General features: G+C 38.5%; 13 protein-coding genes and 1 pseudogene. 9 read left to right on the top strand and 5 right to left on the bottom strand.

Going from position 1 to position 18,895, the window contains the following annotated elements; translation table 11 throughout:
* Positions 1 to 152 precede the first annotated feature (152 nt).
* From LEP1GSC199_RS04190 to LEP1GSC199_RS04180, 3 genes and pseudogenes are all read left to right on the top strand, one after another.
* Positions 153 to 1,147: pseudogene (locus LEP1GSC199_RS04190) on the top strand (IS30 family transposase).
* Positions 1,105 to 2,064, top strand: coding sequence for a DJ-1/PfpI family protein (locus LEP1GSC199_RS04185; protein WP_085988080.1), 960 nt, complete (start codon positions 1,105 to 1,107; stop codon positions 2,062 to 2,064). Before LEP1GSC199_RS04190 ends, LEP1GSC199_RS04185 begins: the two are co-directional and overlap by 43 nt.
* A gap of 185 nt (positions 2,065 to 2,249) precedes the next feature.
* Entirely contained in the window at positions 2,250 to 3,854 is a 1,605-nt protein-coding gene (locus LEP1GSC199_RS04180; protein ID WP_232420628.1) for a methyl-accepting chemotaxis protein, read from the top strand.
* Between the two features lie 71 nt (positions 3,855 to 3,925).
* On the opposite strand, the gene LEP1GSC199_RS04175 is transcribed toward LEP1GSC199_RS04180, so the two are convergent.
* Together LEP1GSC199_RS04175 and LEP1GSC199_RS04170 are read right to left on the bottom strand one after the other, a co-directional pair.
* Positions 3,926 to 4,471, bottom strand: a complete 546-nt coding sequence (locus tag LEP1GSC199_RS04175) for a DUF4334 domain-containing protein (RefSeq protein WP_002977867.1) — start codon at positions 4,469 to 4,471, stop codon at positions 3,926 to 3,928.
* Positions 4,472 to 4,848: 377 nt separating this feature from the next.
* Positions 4,849 to 5,361 (bottom strand): putative Ig domain-containing protein, encoded by a 513-nt coding sequence (locus LEP1GSC199_RS04170; RefSeq protein WP_002977876.1) that lies wholly within the window; start codon positions 5,359 to 5,361, stop codon positions 4,849 to 4,851.
* 148 nt (positions 5,362 to 5,509) lie between these two features.
* Between LEP1GSC199_RS04170 and LEP1GSC199_RS04165 the strand changes: the two genes are divergently transcribed.
* Positions 5,510 to 5,920: a CoA-binding protein gene (locus tag LEP1GSC199_RS04165; RefSeq protein ID WP_002977821.1), complete on the top strand. Its 411-nt coding sequence runs from the start codon at positions 5,510 to 5,512 to the stop codon at positions 5,918 to 5,920.
* A gap of 69 nt (positions 5,921 to 5,989) precedes the next feature.
* On the opposite strand, the gene LEP1GSC199_RS04160 is transcribed toward LEP1GSC199_RS04165, so the two are convergent.
* Complete coding sequence (locus LEP1GSC199_RS04160; RefSeq protein ID WP_002977863.1) at positions 5,990 to 6,421, bottom strand: DoxX family protein; 432 nt, start codon at positions 6,419 to 6,421, stop codon at positions 5,990 to 5,992.
* Positions 6,422 to 6,554: 133 nt separating this feature from the next.
* Between LEP1GSC199_RS04160 and LEP1GSC199_RS04155 the strand changes: the two genes are divergently transcribed.
* Positions 6,555 to 8,930: a TonB-dependent receptor gene (locus LEP1GSC199_RS04155; RefSeq protein WP_002977852.1), complete on the top strand. Its 2,376-nt coding sequence runs from the start codon at positions 6,555 to 6,557 to the stop codon at positions 8,928 to 8,930.
* Positions 8,931 to 8,945: 15 nt separating this feature from the next.
* Positions 8,946 to 9,509: an LIC_11695 family lipoprotein gene (locus tag LEP1GSC199_RS04150; RefSeq protein WP_002977929.1), complete on the top strand. Its 564-nt coding sequence runs from the start codon at positions 8,946 to 8,948 to the stop codon at positions 9,507 to 9,509.
* 8 nt (positions 9,510 to 9,517) lie between these two features.
* Here LEP1GSC199_RS04150 and LEP1GSC199_RS04145 read toward each other — a convergent pair whose 3' ends face one another.
* Positions 9,518 to 10,612, bottom strand: a complete 1,095-nt coding sequence (locus LEP1GSC199_RS04145; protein WP_002977906.1) for a PepSY-associated TM helix domain-containing protein — start codon at positions 10,610 to 10,612, stop codon at positions 9,518 to 9,520.
* 176 nt (positions 10,613 to 10,788) lie between these two features.
* On the opposite strand from LEP1GSC199_RS04145, the gene LEP1GSC199_RS04140 reads away from it, so the two are divergent.
* Positions 10,789 to 11,970: a putative sulfate/molybdate transporter gene (locus LEP1GSC199_RS04140; RefSeq protein WP_002977937.1), complete on the top strand. Its 1,182-nt coding sequence runs from the start codon at positions 10,789 to 10,791 to the stop codon at positions 11,968 to 11,970.
* A gap of 57 nt (positions 11,971 to 12,027) precedes the next feature.
* On the opposite strand, the gene LEP1GSC199_RS04135 is transcribed toward LEP1GSC199_RS04140, so the two are convergent.
* Positions 12,028 to 15,552, bottom strand: a complete 3,525-nt coding sequence (locus tag LEP1GSC199_RS04135) for a nitrate reductase (RefSeq protein WP_002977828.1) — start codon at positions 15,550 to 15,552, stop codon at positions 12,028 to 12,030.
* Positions 15,553 to 15,980: 428 nt separating this feature from the next.
* Between LEP1GSC199_RS04135 and nirB the strand changes: the two genes are divergently transcribed.
* Together nirB and nirD are read left to right on the top strand one after the other, a co-directional pair.
* On the top strand, positions 15,981 to 18,500 hold the full coding sequence (nirB, locus tag LEP1GSC199_RS04130; protein ID WP_039926028.1) for a nitrite reductase large subunit NirB: 2,520 nt from the start codon (positions 15,981 to 15,983) through the stop codon (positions 18,498 to 18,500).
* Between the two features lie 14 nt (positions 18,501 to 18,514).
* Positions 18,515 to 18,886: a nitrite reductase small subunit NirD gene (nirD, locus tag LEP1GSC199_RS04125; RefSeq protein ID WP_002977892.1), complete on the top strand. Its 372-nt coding sequence runs from the start codon at positions 18,515 to 18,517 to the stop codon at positions 18,884 to 18,886.
* Positions 18,887 to 18,895: the final 9 nt, after the last annotated feature.

Genomic DNA, 18,895 nt, shown 5'->3' with positions numbered 1-18,895 from the left:
TTCGGAAGCAGAAACTGCCTCTGTCACCAAAATCAACATTGCAGCCGCAGAACCGTCGTCAGATGCCTTTTCCGGAATACAGTTCATAAATACAAAGGTAGAATCAAATTTTTAACGCAACACCGATAATCTAATGAATAAGGTGTTAATAAATGAATCATTATACAAGAATTAATTTGAAAGAAAGGGAAGTAATTGCTGAGATGCGATTTAAAGAGGAAAGTATTAGAAGTATAGCTAAGATACTGAATCGAAGTCCTTCAAGCATTTCCAGAGAATTATCTAAAGGTTATTCAAGTAAATTCTTTCATTAATTATTCAGTATCAAATGCTCAAATCATTTCACAGAAGAATGAAAGTTCCAGAAATTCTAGGTAAAATAAAGTTGCAAAAACATCCAAATTTACGAAAATTTATAAAATCTAAATTAGAACTTAAATGGTCACCAGAGCAAATAGAGATGTCTTTAAAAGAAAATCTGCCAAGCGGAATTACAGAATCAGTTTCCCATCAAACTATTTATACTTATATCTATCTTTTACCGAGAGGCGAACTAAAAAAGGAATTGCAAAGCTATCTACGCCGAAAGATGAAACCCTACAAAAAGTCGAAAAATACTGATAATAGAGGTAAAATACCAGACATGATAAGCATTGAAGAACGACCAAAATCAGTTGAAAAAAGATCAATTCCAGGACATTGGGAAGGTGATTTGATAATTGGAAAGAATCACAAAAGTGCAATTGGTACAATTGTAGAGAGAACTACTAGAAATGTTATACTGGTTCCTTTAACAAGCACAGATGCTGAGACCGTCAGAAAAAGTTTTGCCAAGGAACTAAAAAAAATGCCAACAGAGCTTAGACTTTCGATAACTTATGATCAAGGTAAAGAAATGAGTAACCATAAGCTATTTACAAAAGATACTCAAATGAAAGTATATTTTTGTCATCCGGGAAGTCCTTGGGAAAGGGGGACTTGTGAAAATACGAATATGCTAATAAGAGATTTCTTTCCTAAAAAAACTGACTTTAATGATATATCAAGAAAAGAACTGAAAAGAGTCCAAAAGCTTTTAAATGAGCGTCCAAGAAAAACGCTTGGCTGGAAAACTCCCGCGGAAAAAATAAAGGAAGTGTTGCGTTAAACTTTAGAATCTATCGAATTTTAAAACGTTCGGATATTGCTGAGGTTTACGCTGTAGCAGAAAACAAAGGTAAATTAGATATGTTCCCTGCCCTCTCCATTGAAATCAATACATCCCTTGACGACTTTGATAACCTTCACCCAGAGGGATCTGATCTAGTGATCGTTCCCGCTATACACAATGCTGAAAACAAAACTATCATTCATTGGATTCAAAACCAATATGAACGTGGAGCTACCATTGTCGGAATTTGTGATGGAGTTTGGACATTGGGTTATGCTGGGTTATTAAAGAATAAACATGCTACCGGGCATTGGTATTCAAAAGAAAAACTATCTAATGTTTTTTCAGATACGATCTGGATCAGAAACAAAAGATACGTTCAAGATAAGAATATCATTACAACCACAGGGGTCACAGCTTCCATTCCAGTCTCTTTAGCTTTAGTCGAATCCATAGCAGGAACAAAAAAAGCAAAGGAAATGGCAACAGAACTCGGAGTTACCCATTGGGATGCACATCACAATAGTGAAGGATTTTATTTGGATTGGCAACAGTATATAACGGCAGCAAAGAACCTTATTTTCTTTTGGAACTATGAAAGGATTGGAATTTCTATGTATGAAGGAATGGATGAAATATCTTTGGCTTTAGTAGCCGATGCCTATTCTCGTACATACAGATCAAAAACCGTAGCCATCACAAATGGGAATCGGCCCGTCCTCACAAAATCAGGAATTAAGTTCGTTTCTGAAATGGAGGAAGGAGAGAAAATACAAATTCATTCGCAGATAGAAATACCAAAACAAAAAAAAGCTTTCGATCAATTAGTACATACGCTGGTAGAGATCGAAAAAAAATTTGGAAGAACGACCAAAAGATTTGTAGCGACACAAATAGAATTTCCAATCGATTAATTTTGCCATTATGTCACGTACAAAAATCAAAAATTCACCTCCGTCGTTTTTAGACTAGCATCTCGTTTGTTATTATGAAAACTGGAATGAGAAAACTTATGCATTCAAAACTTAGATTATATTTTCTCCTTTCCTTTTTGACGTTTGGATCTTTGTTGTTTTTCAGCATGACCATGATATTAAAAATGCAAAATTCACTACCGGAAAACCTAACATTGACAATCGGTTTTGAAATCACTATCCTCGTCACTTTGGTTTTTATCTTTGGTTTGGTCTTGAGTCATTGGTTCAGCAAAATTTTTGGAAAATTGGAAGTCGCTTTTAAAGAAGTGGGCCTCGGAAATTTACAAGTTCGACTTCCTTACAAAGAAAATGATTTATTATCCGAATTCTATTTGAGCTTTCATAGAATGTTACAAGCTCAAGGAGAACTCATCCAACATATCAAAACCTCTGCTGATACCCTTTCCTCTGATTCACAAAAAATGAAACTAGTGACTCTTGACTTTTCAAGTAATCTCCAATCACAATCTGCGGCAACCGAAGAAGTTTCAGCGTCCATAGAAGAAATTTCAGGAGTAGCTGTATCCATCTCCAACATTGCAGAAAACAATTCTCAGAGTATGAATAACTTAACTTCAGAAGTGGATAACCTTTCAATGGCTATCGATAGAACCAGTGAGTATGTAGAAGGAACTCTTGATTCCATAAAGAATATCATTGATCGAGCAGAAGCCGGAAAAAATACACTGCGTACGATGAACGAAGCAATGGATAATCTATCGCATAGTTCCCTTGAGATTTCTAAAACTGTAGATGTCATTGCAAAAATCAGTGAACAAGTCAACATGCTTGCTCTCAATGCATCCATCGAAGCAGCAAGAGCCGGAGACGCAGGAAGAGGATTTGCTGTTGTTGCCGAAGAAGTTTCTAAACTTGCAGAAAGAACTGCGGGTGCAGTCAAAGGGATTGATTCTTTAATGAAGAAAAATCAAAATGATGTTTCTTTAGGTCGAGAACGTATCGAAAAAACAACAATGGAGATTCAAGAAATCATTGGAAACATTGATTCCATTTCGGGGAAAATTTCGGAGGTTCACTCCGCTGTAAATACGCAAAAAGAATTAAAAACAAAACTTTTAAAAGAAGCAATTTTTGTAAAAGAAAGATCTGAAGAAATCAAAGATGCAGTGACAGAACATAAAACTGCAACAAACGAAGTGATGGCATCAGTGTCATCGATCAGCCAATCCTCCTTCAGTAATTCAGAAAGTAGTGATTTATTCGCAGAGAAAATCACCGCAATTGCAAGTACAGCAGACAAACTTATTTCTATGGTTGATCTTTTCAAAACTAATATTGTATCTGATGAATCTTCTATTTCAGACCGGGACGAAACCACCCATAAACTCCAATTTCGATCCGAAATCGGAAACATCTATTATATTAAAGAAAAAGATTTATTAGAAGTAGTATGGACACCCCACTTCAGTGAAGAGAAATATACAGAAATACTAACGGAAGCTCTAAACATTATAAATAAGTATAACATACGTAAGTGGCTAGCTGATACCAGAAGAATGGGTCTTGTCACACGATCTGCGCAGGAATGGGTGAACGTCAATTGGTTTCCTAAAGCAAGCAATTCCAGCTTAAGAAAGATGGCAGTGGTAGTTCCCAACTCAGCATTAGCTGCCATCTCAATAGATGACCAAACACTAAAAACTGGGAATGTAGAACTAAAATCGGTTCCTAGTTTAGAGTCTGGAATTGCATGGTTAAACGACTAAAATCGTATCCGACAAAACTTACAGATCATTGATTTCTTCTAAATCACAATGGTCTGTAATGTCTTATATCCTTATTTATCCCTTTCCAAAACAAAAAAGAAAGGTTGTTTCATCCCTTTATAATCCATACATCCAAAGAGAGTATCTTGATTTACTTTTTTAAAAATGTCATGGATGGGAAGATTATCATAAATCATTGCAGCAGTAAGTTGTCCACGAAACTCTATCCGTCTGACACGAGCTTTTGATTTCGAAGTCTGAAATAAAAATCGAACTAACAAAAATACATATCGTAAAGGCCATAAATTAGTAGAAGGAATCAATGTTGCTAACCGAACAGGCATTAGGGAAGGATTTACTTTAAATAAAGATTTCCCAAAAGATTTAAAAACCAATGGATGAACGTTATCTGCATCCACAAATTCTTTTCCATACCAATTGAATGTTTCCAAAGCACCATCCATCGTATGTGAAGTGTGAAATCCAGATCCATGCCACTGACCGATTGTATCTTCGATAGAGACAGTTTCTAGTGCATCAAAGAGTGCGAACGAATCTTGCGTAGAATTGTTCTTTTTACCGCACATTTCGTTGAATTTTTTTTCAAGCGTATTCATAATTAAATTGTAACCTAGGCCAATCTTTCTCCTCTCCTGCTTTCAGGAAATATATATACAAAAAACAAAAAGAATTTCGAAACTTCAATCAAGAACAGATTCAATTCGCTTTCGTTCTTCGTTGATTCTTATTATAGCTTCTTCTATTTTTTCTTGTAATAGAATTAGATTCGATAACGTCTAATGAGTTCCGTCGAATCCCGTAAACCCCAATGATTTAAATGTCATAGTAGTAAACAGCGGGAAATGACGAATTGACAACTTAAGTCGATTCTGCCCCAACCTCATTACGAATGACCGCAACAAAAAAGGTAGCAATCGAAAGTTTGTTTTTAAAATCAATCCGCCACAAAGTTTAGGTATATCATACCAAACGACTATGCACCACTACAAGCATTATTACATCCATCACCATTTATCGTATTATTATCGTCACAGACTTCATTTCCTTCGATAACACCATTACCACAAGTTGCATCTTTCACTTGTATAGAAATAGTTGCTGAGGTTGACCCGAAACTATTCTCAGCAGTAATAATATAGTTGGTTGCAGCCTGGTTTGCAGTCGGAGTTCCAGAAATGGTGCAAGTGTTTCCTAAGTTAATTCCAACTGGGAAAGTTAGGTTAGACTTACAGGACTCAACTTTTCCAGTCACGGATGGAACTTTTGCAGAAATTGCAGTATTCCTAAAAAAAACATATGGCGAACCAGTATAACTTAAACTAGATGGGGGACTGGAAGAATTACCTGGGTTTGATGCAACAACCAAAGTAATTAATTCAGCAGGAGTAAATTTCGCATCTTCTTTACCAGAAGTTAAATCACAACCCAAAAAGCCAATCAAGGGAAATAAAGAAAAAACAAAAATTTTCAGAACAAAATGATTCATCAACTAACCTCTGTGAGAATTTTTTATTTAATCCAATCGAAGTCAACTGATTCTTGTTAAACTTATTTTTTAATCAAATTACAAAAATATTAGGGATATATATAAATTCCCCACTTGCAATTTCCAATCCATCCTTTATACTATTTCTATGAATGTAGCAGATTCCGAAATTAAAACCCTCCTTGACTCTTATAAAAAGATAACTGTTTACGGATTAAGTAATGATCCATCCAAACCAAGCCATTATGTACCCGCATACATCCGAGACAAAGGATGGGAGGTGGTCGGAACCTATCCCAAAGAACATACTGTAGGTGAATTTACTATCTATAAAACCTTAAAAGAAGTTCCCAAGGAAGATAGGAAATTCATTGATGTGTTTCGAAGTTCCGACAAAATTCCCGAAGTTATAGACGAAATTTTAAGTTTGGGTGGGACCGAAGTGGTATGGCTCCAATTGGGAATTTCCCATCCAGAAGCAGAGAAAAAAGCGGAAGCGGCAGGGCTTCGTGTTGTTTCTAATCGTTGCCTAATCATCGAACATAGAAATTATTTTTAATCACAACACGACCTACCGATTCTAATCAAAGAATATGATTTCTAAGAAAAAATATCTGAAAATTGTTATTTAGTTTTTACGCTTTGTTAGAAAGTCCTGCCAAGAACCACAACTCCAAATGGCCCAGAGGACAAGCACTGGCTGAAAGAACAAACGTATCAAACGTGCTCTATCGGTATCTAAACCAAAAGCACTGATCCCATTTATATATTGGGATACGTTTCCAGGAAAAATCATTACAAAAAACAATGCAACAACCCAACCAACTTGCGCTTGTTTGTTGCGCAGAAAAATCAAAGACAAACCCAAACTGATTTCCACCACCCCCGATAATAACACAACCAAATCAGCGTCTATTGGTAACCAAGTTGGTACTTGGGCCAAAAACTCTGTCCTATGCCATGTTAGGTGGCCGGTTCCGGCGAAAGCCAAAAAAGCTCCAAGGAGGATTCGCAGTGTGGTTTGAAAGACATTTCTATCCGTTGTGTTTGTTTGATTCATGAAACCTTAGACTAAAAATTTGTTTTGATGGCCCAAACCAAGTTCGATTACTAAGGAAGCCCCATTATATGATTTTGAGTCCTACTCTCATTAAATTCTCGACATAAAAGCACGCATGCGGAGGAATGGCCGTATGAGTATCCATTTTGAGAATTGTTCTCATATAGAGCCCCCACCCAATTCACTCACCTCCCCCTTATTGCAGGTTCTATTCATCAAAATTCAGACTTTGTTTTTTATTTTTTGTCTCTTTTCCTTCCCCCTTCTCGCCCAAAGCACAGAGAAAAAACCAGAGCCCCAAATAGAAGGAATGGAGACAAGTCCGAGTGCAGGGGCCAAACCCGCAGAGCAAGGGATTCGTGTTACAGGTAAAAAAGATCCGAGAGACCGGGAGATCCTTCGGACTCCGAATAGCATCAGCCGTTTGAATGAACAAGACATTCAAGATGCTGGTATCAATCGAACCAACGATATAGATAAACAAGTTCCCAATTTCTCCATCATTGATTCGGGATCGCGTAATTTTACTTATTTCAACATACGTGGGATGCGAAGTATTGCCTTCAGTGAACCGGCTGTGGGTTTGATTTTAGATGGAATTCCTCTAAACGATAATGTGGCGCTTAACACGGAGTTATATGGTATTGAGAATATCGAAGTATACCGTGGTAGCCAAGCTACCTTGTTTGGAAAAAACTTTCAAGGAGGTGTTGTTGAAATTCGAACAAAAAAACCAACCAATGTTGCAGAAGGGAAAATTACTTTTGATGCCGGAAATTATAAAAAACAAGAAACATCTGCTTATTACAATGCACCAATCATTAAAGATAAATTATTTTTTGGAATCGCAGGTAAAACCACAGAACGCGAAGGATACCTATCCAACGTAACAGGGTTTTATTACCCAACCAATCGACCTTATGAAGCTCCCGTAGAAATCTATAAAACTCATCCCGATGGTAGAAAAGGAAAAGCTGGACGTTTTCGTTTGTTCTTCACTCCCAACGAAATTTTTGAGGCAGACTTACAAGTCAGTGCCGAAAGTTTCGACGATGGTTCACTCAACTTAGTAAACTACTTAGGTGCCAAGTCGGAAAGAGAAAAAGCATTATTACAAGGTTGCGTCGCGATGCCTTCCAACTGTTACAAGTTATATGGAACATATACGAACAGAGTCAATGGAGACAGAAAAGTCTATTGGGATTATGAGGGGAAAAGTAATGTTACAGGAAATACCTACTCTCTAGCAACGACTACAAAACTACCTCATGCAAATCTCAAAACAGCATCTGCGATTCGTAAGATGGACATTGACCCCATTACCGCAGATTCAGATTTTACAACAATAGATCAGAACAGATCCATCTATGTAGAAAAGGCAACAACATTCCTAAATGATATATTTGTCGAATCGAAAGACAAACATGATCCCTTCCAGTTTAAAGCAGGAATTTATTCATCGAACAAAGTAACCAATATAGATCAAGCAAGGGAACATAGATCCCCAATTTACGTCATAAATGATTTTCCAGGTCTCACCGCACCGACAAGAGAGAAAAATTTATCAAGACTACAAGACCGCAATATTAGTTTTTATACTCATAATAGTTATACATTTGCCGAGAAATTTACGTTTACAATCGGCGCAAGGTTAGAACGACAAGAAAGCCGCCTATCACATACAGAACAAGCAGAAGGCATTTCACGTGCAGGTAATCCACTCGGAGAAACTTTTGTAATGTCTGACCCGTATTCAATAAACAATCGTTATAATTACAATGTTTCTCGTTTTATTTTTGATTACAAACCAATCGAAAATCTAATGTTTTTTATCGGGTTTAGCCGAGGTTATAAAAATGCCGGTTATAGTACAGTAGTCAATATTCCAAACAGAGCCACATTCAAACCAGAAATCAACGATACCGTCGAAGCCGGGCTCAAATCAGAATTTTTTAAGGGAAAATTTGGACTAAAATACACCCAGTTCTACACAGAAACACAAGACTTTCATGTGGTCCGAGCTATTAACCTTTCCCAATATATAAACCTCAATGCAGAACTCGTTACCATTAGAGGATATGAACTCGAAACATTTCTAAAACCACATAAGGATGTAAAACTAGGTCTCTCGGCTGGTTATACAGAAGGAATTTTCAACAAGTTTCATGATTCCGTTCTCAATCGAGATTTTAACGGGAAGTGGGTTCACTTCATTCCTAAATACGATATTGTAAGTTACCTTCAATACAGAAACGAATACGGAATGTTTTTTCGAACTGAGTTTCAGGCCGTTGGCCAAATGTATTTTGCCGCAGATAACACGGTGTCTAGCGATCCATATTATGTAATCAACTCAAGGATTGGATACGAAACAGACACCCTCTCTGCTTATCTCTATATGAATAATATCAACGATCGGTATTACTTCACATCTTACATCGATGGGACATTTCAAGCAGTACCCGGTGCTCCAAAAACATACGGATTTATGTTGACTTATAAAATTTAAACTCTGGAGACAAATATGAAAACAAAACTAAAAACCCTTCTCACCCTATTAACCATTGGTTTCTCCGTATTCCAATGTGATCTTTTTGATCCCAAGTCCAAGGTATCAAACGAAGATTTGGTAACAATGTTAGGCTTACAACAGATGTATGCAAATAGTTTAAGCGAGGGTCAAAAACTTGGCCTTAACATTGCCTACAGCCATCGTTTTAGCATAAAAAATGGACCGCATCTTTTTTGTAGAGAATACTCAACTGCTTACCTAGAAAAACAAGCTGAATGGGAAAAAAACATGGAACAAACATATACAACTATTGGAAATGCAATTGGAATTCAGATTGTTGTGGAAAAGTTTAATGGACCATGTTCCGTCGCCGACAAAATTAGTGCCTGTCATTATGACGGTGTTGACGGAATCAATGATCTAATTCCTTATGCGTACACTACGGAAGGAGAACATAAATATTTAATTCCTGCGAACATTTATTATGGAGTAACGGATTTAAAGAATGCTAAAGAAGCTTGCGAAAGATTCAAAGGAACTTACGTTTGTTACGATCCAAGTAAATGTTGGCAATAAACTAACGATTACACAGAAGAACTCAAAGGAATCTTTTGAGTTCTTCTTCTTTTATTCTTTCTCTTAATATAAAATATGCTAATCCCACTAATTGCAAGAATCGCCGGGGTAAGTCCCCCAATCACCCAGATTACCTTACTCAAATGATTGGCAAAAGTTCCGAAGTGAAGTGGCCGAAATGAATCCAATATTTGATTCCAGAATTCTTCCTTTGATATATCAACCTTATCAAATATTTTTTTAGATTTCACATCATAACGAACATAAGAACCGTACCGACTTTCCAATCCAGAGGAATCGAAACGATTCCCATAAATTCCAATTGGTTCTTCTTTAGAGTGGTGTGGAAAAGAAACATATCCCAATCGGAATCCAGGAATTTCCTTTTTTGTTTGCTCCACCAATTGATTGATCGAATCTTCTTTATGCCAAAGATGATGGACTACCCTTTCTTCTGGAAATGTAAGAATCACGGTATCTCGTAAACTCCACCATCCGCCAGTGATTGCCAAAATCAAATGAAACCAAACTGCGTTAATACCAACAAACTTGTGCAAGTCGGAAAATAGTATTTGTATACTTTCTTTCCATCTCAGACGAAACAAACTGATCCAAAATCGTTTGTAAAGTTTGATCCCACTAATCACCAAAACCAAATAGATAAAGGCAATACATCCCGTTAAAAAATAACCTACCCCACCGAGAAAAAGACTATAATGTAAAACTAATAAGAATCCATAAATACTATCACTTCGATCCTCTTTTAGTTTTCCAATCACCTTGCCATTGTATGGATTGATTAAGTAGACAGATTCACGACTAGGCATTTTTAGATTATGAAACCAAACTTGATCAGCTTGGTCATTTAAGTCAGAAACCAACCAACCCGCAACACTTCCATCAGGCATTTGAGTTAACAATTGTTTGTATAATTCATCCAAGGACAACCGACGATCTTCCACTGCTATGGAATGTGAGCCAGCAAGGGATTGAATTTCCTTTCCGTAGACCAAAAGAGATCCGGTCAGACCCAAAACCAAAAGAAAACTCGCACCAAAGATCCCGAGTATCAAATGCAGTTTATACCAAGTTTTTGCTTTCACGAATGATCGACTCCAAGTGGGGAATAGAGCCATATTATGAGAATGGGTCTCATTTTCAAGAAAAACTCAAATAAGCTTACTTTGCCTGAGAGGCGGGATTTCACTGCCAACTTCTCTGGCCTGGAAGATTTCCGGGTTTCCAAGCGGCGGTAACATTTCCACTCTGAACAAGAATTATGTTTGGATTTTCTTTTTTGCGTTTCAACCGTCGAGAGTTTGCGGGTGCCTTTGGGGACATCGGAACTGACTTACCTCTCCTAGTTGCTATGATCCTTGCGGCGGGCCTTGATACACCGAGTGTGTTCATTGTGTTCGGCTCAATGCAAATCCTAACAGGACTGATTTATAAAATGCCTATGCCCGTGCAACCACTGAAAGCCATGGCAACTCTTGTTATCACAGGTAAAATTGCTGGGCCTATTGTGTTAGGTGCAGGGATTGCAATTGGGACCATCATGTTTTTCCTTTCCTTATTTGGTTTTTTGGATCGCCTAACAAAGTCAATTCCCAAAGCGGTGGTTCGAGGGTTACAATTCGGATTAGGTGTTAGCCTTTGTGTTCTTGCCTGCAAGGAATACATCCCCGCCGAACAAACAAAAGGATATATCCTCGCAGCCATTTCCTTTTTTATCATTATTTTATTACTCGATAACAAAAAATATCCCGCTTCCCTCTTTGTCATTTTACTCGGAATCGTATATGCCTTGACTTTCCATTTCCATCTGACGATCATTCAAAGTAGCATAGAAGTCCATATTCCGATATTTTTTTTACCTGATGCCGATATGATCCTAAAAGGTTTTGTGTTATTAGCAATTCCTCAAATCCCTCTGTCATTAGGAAACTCCATCCTTGCCACCAAACAGGTATCTGATGACCTATTTCCTGATAGAAAACCAATCAGTGTCAAAAAAATTGGATTCACCTACTCATTGATGAATTTGATCTCTCCTCTTTTTAGCGGAATTCCTTGTTGCCATGGAGCTGGCGGGATGGTGGGTCATTATACTTTCGGGGGAAGGACAGGAGGTTCAGTGGTGATTTATGGTTCTCTATACATCATCCTTGGACTTTTTTTTGGGAATGGGATCCAAAACATAATCAAAACATTCCCACTGCCGATGCTTGGTATGATTCTTTTTTTCGAAGCCCTATCTCTTATCACCTTACTAAAGGATACTATCCCAAACAAAAGAGAGTTTATCATCGCCATCCTTACGGGAATGATTGCTTTTGGGCTTCCTTATGGATTTTTGATTGCAATGGTTGTTGGAACTGGAGTTTATTATTCACCAATTACACTTTCCACATTATCTAAATTAGGTGATAGAATAATCAAAGAACAAAAAGATTATTAAGAAAATAGAGAAATTCGAATCAATCCGAACATAGAGAATCTAAGTAGTTACTTTCAACTAAATAGATTCCTCCAAATGATTCACCATCTCTCGAATGATTTTGTTCACTTCCGGGCGACAACTGCCACACCCAGTACCAGCACCGGTTGTTGCCATAATGGATTCTAAATTGTTGGCACCATTTTTAATTTCGTCTTCTATATTTCCCCGACCCACACTATTGCAGGAGCAGACAAGAGCACCTTTCGGTTGTTTGGTGGCAGTTCCCCCAGAGAGTAACTTCCCTCGTTTCTCTCCAAGTTCTATTCCACTCGCAATCAAGTTTTTATATTCAACAAATTCGGCTTTATCACCGATGAGAATGGCACCAACGAGTTTATCACCCTTCACAATGCATTTTTTATAACGCCTTCTTTTACGATCTAAAAATACAATTTCTTCGTATTCATCGGATAGATTTTCAAAAGAAACTCCAGGAAGACGAAGGGAAACAAGTTCAAGTCCAGGAATTTTTAATAGATTGGAATGTAGGGATCCAGAATAAGTTTTGTATTTATAACCAAATATATGTGAGGCGGCGACTTTTGCTTGTTCTTCTGCCGCAAGAACTGTTCCGTAAACTCCACTGGCATGTTCTGCCACTTCTCCAATGGCATAAATATCAGGATCACTGGTTTGTAAAAATTCATTTACTTTGATCCCTTCTCCTAATTCAAAACCTAAGCCCTTTGCTAAATGCAAATTGGGACTGGTTCCCATCGCATAAACGATTCCATCAGGATATAGTTTTCGTCCATCTTTCAACTCTACGTTAGTGATGCGACCATACCCATTGACTTTTGCAATTTCCGAATTAAAAAGAACTTCGATTCCGCGATTCAAGATCTCTTCTTTTAAAATCTCACAAGCCACAACATCCAACTGTTTGGACATCAACCGGTCCGTTCGAACTAGAACAGTGACTTTTACATTTAGAGATTTTAACGCAGCTGCCAATTCCAATCCAAGAAGTCCACCACCTACAATCAGGGCATGGGAATCAGGAACAAAAAAACCTTTGATCCGATCCGCATCAGTTTTAGCACGTAAACTAAAAACTCCCACCATATCAGGTGTTATGGATTTGGGAATTTGAGGAGAACTTCCTGTAGCAAGGATTAGTTTGTTATACGAATGCGAATTGCCCAAAGCATCTTTAACAATCTTTGCTTCTGGTAGAATTTCAGTCACAGAGGTAGAGGTAAAAAGATTGATATTCCAAGAGACTACTTCTTCTGAATCTGCACTCGAGAGTTCATAGAATTCTTTTTCTCCGCTGATAAAGTCAGGAAGAAGGATTCGGTTGTATAAAGGATTTTCTTCCTTACAAATTACGGTGATTTCATCATCGGGAGCTAAGTCTTTATATTTTTTGATAAATGCATGAGTGCTATTTCCGCCACCAATGATAAGAATCTTTTCTTTTTCTTTGGTATATGGTTTTACTTGCACAGCCGAGATTTTAAAACCAGGTTGTTTGGAAAACGGATCAAAGTCTTTGCTTGTTAGGTTGTTTGCTCGAGATTCATCGTTTTTGTTTTTTTTTCCCCAATGCATAGGCAAAAAAACTGTCCCTTGTTTGATTGAGTCTGTGATTTTGGCCCGAACACGAACCACACCTCTTTCATTCGATACTTCCGCAATCGCGCCATCAATGAGATCCATTCGTTTTGCATCCTCTGGATGAATCTCCAAATATGGTTCTGACTTGTGTTCCATCAGTTTTTGCACTTTTCCCGTTCGAGTCATGGTATGCCACTGGTCTCGGATTCGACCTGTGGTTAAAACGAAGGGATATGTTTCCGAAGTTTTTTCGGAAGTATCTTCGGGTGATACATCAAAGATTTTTGCTTTTCCATTCGCACGATAGAAGATATGATCCGAAAATAATCTCGGAGTTCCGCCGTGGTCTTTGTGAGGATAAGGCCACTGCACAGAACGTTTTTCTTTTAATATCGAATAATCCAGTCCACTGATATCAATTTTAGTATGTTTTGTTAAAGCACAATGTTCTAAAAATACATCTTCTTCCGATTGATAAGCAAACGAAGAACCAAAACCCATCTTCTCAGCAAACTTTTGAATGATCAGAGTATCCGCAAGTGCCTCACCGGGAGGATCTATGATCTTAGAAAGATAAGTCACACGCCGATCGGAATTGGTCATGGTTCCTTGTTTTTCTGCCCAACCCGCTGCAGGAAGCACATAATCCGCATAAGGAATGGCAGACGAATTCATAGATATATCTTGTACGACAACTAATTCAGCAGCACGTAACCCTTGTTCTACCATTCGTGCATCCGGTAAACTTGTGGTTGGATTTGTACACATAATCCAAACAGCCTTCATTTTTCCTGTGCGTAGGTTTTCAAACATCTCCACTGCCGTAAACCCAGGTTTACTTTGGATGACTTCGGTTTCCACTCCCCAAAACTTTGCTACTTCTTCTCTATGATTTGTATTACTCAAATCACGATGAGCCGGTAACAAATTCGAAAGTCCACCGACTTCCCGTCCGCCCATGGCATTGGGTTGACCGGTAAGGGAAAAAGGGCCACTGCCTGGTTTTCCAATTTTACCAGTTAACAAAGATAAGTTGAGTAGGCTTAAGTTTTTGTTAACACCCACTACACTTTGGTTCAGTCCCATGGCCCATAAGGATAAAAATCCATTCGCATGACCTATGTAAGATGCTGCCAAGTGAATGTCACTTGCGGGAATTCCGCAAGTCTTTGCTGCCGATTCTACGTCAAAGTTCGATAAGAGTATTTTTAATGCTTCAATCCCTTCTGTATGGGATTGGATGAATTCAGAATCAATCCAATTGTTTTGAATTAGAACCTTGGCAATTGCATGGAAAAGATAAATATCGGTTCCTGGATGAATTTGTAAATGTAAGTCGGCGTCCTCACAAGTATCCGTCCGTCTTGGATCCACAACGATGATCTTTACATCAGGATGGTTCTTTTTATGAGCTTCAATCCGACGAAATAAAATGGGATGACACCATGCAGGATTGGCTCCGGCAATGAGAAAACAATCGGCAAGTTCAATGTCCTCATAAGCAATCGGCACACTGTCTTCACCCAGAGCCATTTTGTATCCCACAACAGCCGAACTCATACAAAGCCTTGAGTTGGTATCAATATTATTGCTACCAATAAATCCTTTGATGAGTTTATTGATAATATAGTATTCTTCTGTAAGCAGTTGGCCAGAAACATAGAATCCCACAGAGTCTGGGCCGTAAGTTTGAATCAATTTTTTGAATTTATCAGCAATCCCAGAAAGAGCACTCTCCCAACTAACTTTTGATAACGGAAGATTCTTATCTTTTCTATAGGAAGGATAGAGGAGACGATCACTTCTATCCATCACCGTATAATGCAAATTCATCCCTTTCGAACACAAAAGCCCCTTGTTCGCTGGATGGTCCTTGTCCCCTTCAATAGAGATCTCTGTCAGGCCAGTTTTGTGGACGGTAACACCACAACCAACCCCACAATAAGAACAAGTGGATGCATAGGTTTCTTGAATCTGCACACAGATAGTCAGCAATAACTATGCCAATTGCTGAAATATTCACAAAAATGCTTATTCCCATAGGAATTTGGATTAAATCGTCCCAGGTTGAAGTTAAGACCGGCAAAATCACGAAAAAAAATCGTAGGAAACTGCACATAAAACGTACAGAACCGTTAGTTTCTAACAGAAAGGATGAAAAAAAGTTCAAAAGGAAGGGGACTGACTTGGGAAACTCGTGCACCAAAAACAGGCAGCTTCCCATTTTTTGTAGCTAAATTTATATTTTTTTTACAAGGACCCACTCGATTCCCTAAGTATATCCCCAAAGCAGTAGTATTTTTAATCTAGCTGCCTCTGTTAGGTACACTTCGTGCATATTGTAGGATGATTGGAACCATTCTAGCGGTTCTTTTTAGAAAACTTTTGGGTCCAGGTAGGGTAACAAAATGATCAAGCGAAAGTTAATCGTGATAGGAAACGGTATGGTTGGCCACAGGTTTTGCGAAAAATTAGTGGAGTTCGGTGGCACGGACAAATTTGAAATCACAGTCCTTGGGGAAGAACCAAGACGAGCCTACGACCGCGTCCATCTTTCTGAATATTTTGCCGATAAGTCTGCCGATTCCTTATACCTTTGCCCTCCTGATTGGTATAGGTCAAATGGAATCAAATTGTTATTATCAGAACCAGCAGTATCAATTGACACCATCAAACGAAAGTTAGTTACTAATCTTGGCACAGAACTTGATTTCGATGAATTAATTTTTGCCACTGGTTCCTCCCCTTTTGTACCTCCACTGGAAGGTTTAGATAAGGAAGGAGTTTTTGTTTACAGAACCATTGAAGACTTAGAACAAACTATGGAATACAGCAAAAAAGTAAAAAAGGCAGCTGTACTCGGTGGTGGACTACTCGGACTCGAAGCTGCGAAAGCACTGGTTGATTTAGGTAAAGAAACTCATGTTGTGGAGTTTGCTCCAAGACTTATGCCAAGGCAGTTGGATGATGGTGGTGCTGCCATTTTAAAATCCAAAATAGAAGAGATTGGTGTTGAAATTCATTTAAACAAACAAACTGAAAAAGTCCTTGGTGAAGAAAAAATCGAAGGTTTTGAATTCAAAGATGGTGGTAGTCTTCAGTTTGATATGCTCATTGTTTCTGCGGGAATTCGTCCAAGAGATGAACTAGCAAAAGAAGCAGGGATTGCTGTTGGGGAACGCGGAGGAATCATCGTAGATGATGGAATGGGAACCAATGTTTACGGAATTTATGCGATCGGTGAAGTTGCCTTACATAGAAATTTTATTTATGGCCTTGTAGCTCCGGGTTATGAGATGGCAGAAACCCTTGCCTTCAATTTATGTAGCCCAGGGAGTAAACCAAAGGTTTATATTGGATCTGATTTATCCACAAAACTAAAGTTAATTGGTGTAGAAGTAGCTTCTTTTGGAGATGCTCTCGGCCAATCGGAACATATTCCGATCGTTTTTAAAAACCCAAGAAGTGGTGTTTACAAAAAACTAGTCATCTCTCCTGACGGTAAATACCTGTTAGGTGGAATCCTAGTAGGGGATGCAAAAGCATACGGAAACCTACTCTCCTTCTATTTAAACAAAATGGAACTACCGGAAGAACCAGAAACTTTGATTGTTGGTTCTGTTTCTGCAGAAAACCTTTTTGGAGCGGATGCCCTACCAGATGAAGCAAAAATCTGCTCTTGTAATAATGTTTCCAAAGGAGATATCCTTAAAGCCATTCGCGAAAAAGAATGTTATGACATCACTAGTTTAAAAAATTGTTCGAAGGCCGGTAGTGGTTGCGGGGGATGTTTGCCACAAGTAAACTCCATCCTCAAAGCAGAGTTAAAAATCCAAGGGAAAGTAGTCACAGAACACCTCTGCGAACACTTCAAATTTTCTAGAAAAGAACTGTTTCAAGTCATCAAAGTCAAATCATTGAAAAGTTTTCCCGATGTCATCAAAGAAGTGGGTCGTGGGAACGGATGCGAAGTTTGTAAACCAGCGGTTGCCTCCATCCTTGCGAGTGTATGGAACGAGCCCATCCTCAAACATAGAGAAATCCAAGATACCAACGACAAATACTTAGCCAATATCCAAAGAGGAGGAACCTACTCTGTGGTTCCTAGAATTCCTGGAGGAGAGATCACTCCAGAAAAACTCATTGCGATCGGGGATGTTGCCAAAAAATACAATCTCTATTGTAAAATCACTGGTGGCCAACGTATCGACTTGTTAGGTGCAAGGATTGACCAACTCCCCGCCATTTGGAAGGATCTAATCGAGTTTGGATTTGAAAGTGGACATGCTTATGGAAAGTCCATGCGAACGGTCAAAAGTTGTGTGGGTTCCACTTGGTGCCGGTTTGGAGTACAGGACAGTACCTCCTTTGCCATCAAATTAGAAGAACGATACAAAGGGATTCGTGCTCCTCATAAATTAAAGTGCGGAGTGTCCGGTTGCATTCGCGAATGTGCGGAAGCTCGCGGAAAAGACTTTGGAATCATTGCCACAGAAAGAGGTTGGAACCTTTATATCGGTGGAAACGGCGGAGTGAATCCTAAACATGCGATTCTTTTTGCAGAAGATCTCGATGAAGACACCTGTATTAAGTATATCGACCGTTATATGATGTTCTATATAAGAACCGCAGACAAACTGATGAGAACTTCTACTTGGTTAGAACAATTAGAAGGTGGAATTGATTACTTAAAAGATGTAGTGATCAATGACAGGCTCGGAATCAACTCACAACTAGATGAAGAGATGAATGCCCTTGTGAACACTTATCTCTGTGAGTGGAAAGATGTTGTGGAAGATACGGAAAAACAAAAGAAATTTAAACATTTTGTGAACAGTAATGAAACAGATCCGAATATCAAATTCATCGAAGAACGTGGTCAGATTCGCCCAGTGGATTGGGTAGAAAAAGATTTAGTCAATTCATAAACAGGAGAAACAAAATGTCAGTAGATACAAAAAACAAAGAAAGAGTATTCATAGGTCCAGTTTCCGAATTTGAAAAAGAAGGTGGAGTCACAGCAAAAGTGGGCGAAAAACAAATTGCCATTTTTTACTTTGAATCTCGGAACGAATGGTATGCCTGCGACAATGCATGCCCCCATACGGGAGATATGGTTTTGTCTCGTGGGTTTCTTGGGGATACCAATGGTGATCCAAAAGTAGTCTGCCCTCTCCATAAAAGAAATTATTCACTCACAAGTGGGGAATGTCTTAGCGGTGAAAATTACAAAGTGAACCTTTATCCTGTGATTGTGGAAAACGGATCCGTCTATTTGGATGTGGATCCATCACTTCCGAGTACCAACGGTTAAACGTTAATT

The organism is Leptospira vanthielii serovar Holland str. Waz Holland = ATCC 700522, from assembly GCF_000332455.1.
Classification (GTDB): Bacteria; Spirochaetota; Leptospiria; order Leptospirales; family Leptospiraceae; genus Leptospira_A; species Leptospira_A vanthielii.
The sequence above is the reverse complement of the archived record's forward strand: the minus strand, read 5'-3'. Positions and strand labels throughout refer to the sequence as shown.